1 pseudogene is annotated in these 1,037 nt (G+C 46.2%); it reads right to left on the bottom strand.

The annotated features are described in order from the left end of the window. Positions 1 to 169: 169 nt before the first annotated feature. Positions 170 to 841: pseudogene (locus HCUR_RS00725) on the bottom strand (IS5 family transposase); the annotation flags it as partial. Positions 842 to 1,037: the final 196 nt, after the last annotated feature.

Raw genomic sequence — 1,037 nt, 5'->3', positions numbered from 1 at the left:
AGGGCAGCTTTGTTAGGGAAAACAGGATTGGGGGTACTAAAAGTTACACAGAGAAGACGTTTCTACACAGTGTTCAATTAACGCGCTATTCTTTGAACTGTTCTATAGTTAGTGGGCTATATACCACAAAAAACAGCTAGTTTTGTAGGGATCTACCTAGATAGTGTCGTTACGAGATATTGAGCCAAAGGGCAAGACAGCGTATTTGGGCGGCTGCAAGAAAGGAGGAGCTGTTTTTGGCATATCGCGTGGCGATGCCTCTCCATCGCTTAAGATGCAAGAAGGCATTTTTTTGTCATAGAAGCGCTGTTCTTTTCGCTTCTTTTTTGCAGGAATCACCGCTTGAATGGTTTGACCGTTTGCCGTGTCTAACACAGCATCTGAATCATAGCCTTTGTCGGCTAAAAGACCTTGGGCGTTTATGCCCTCAATAAGAGCCTCAGCCTGTGTACAATCAGCTGTGCTATCTTCTGTAACAAGGATTCGCACTGGCATACCAGTCGCATCTACGGCTATATGTATTTTGGAATTGAGCCCCCTTTTGTTCGTCCCATGACTTGGTTTCCACCACGCGCTCCTGCTGCATGAGGGGGTACTTTGATAGGGCTTGCATCAAATCTATGAGCCACTCAAAATCAGGCTCCGTCACAAGCGATTCTAACACCCCTTGCCAAACGCCTTTGTCCCGCCATCTGCAAAAGCGTCGATGCGTGTTTTTCCAGTGGCCATACTCAGGAGGCAAATCTCTCCAGGGTGCGCCAGTGCGCAATATCCAAAAGACGGCGTTGATAAAAAGCCTATTATCAGGGGCGATACCTCCCCAGAAACCTTTTCGCCCAGGCGTTTAAGTCATGGAAGAGAATATTGAATGACTTGAACAGGCTAAACCATAAAGGGGGTATTCAAGCATTGATGGATAAGCCCAGAGCTATCCTCAGAATGAAGAGGGGAAAAGAGCAAATTTTTAGCATAGGAATTGATGGAGAGCCAGAGCGTGAATTCACACGCTTTTAAACAATGAAGAGATGGAAGCAAGC

The sequence above is a fragment of the Holospora curviuscula genome, from assembly GCF_002930195.1.
Lineage (GTDB): Bacteria > Pseudomonadota > Alphaproteobacteria > Holosporales > Holosporaceae > Holospora > Holospora curviuscula.
This window is presented reverse-complemented; position numbering and strand designations above follow the sequence as displayed.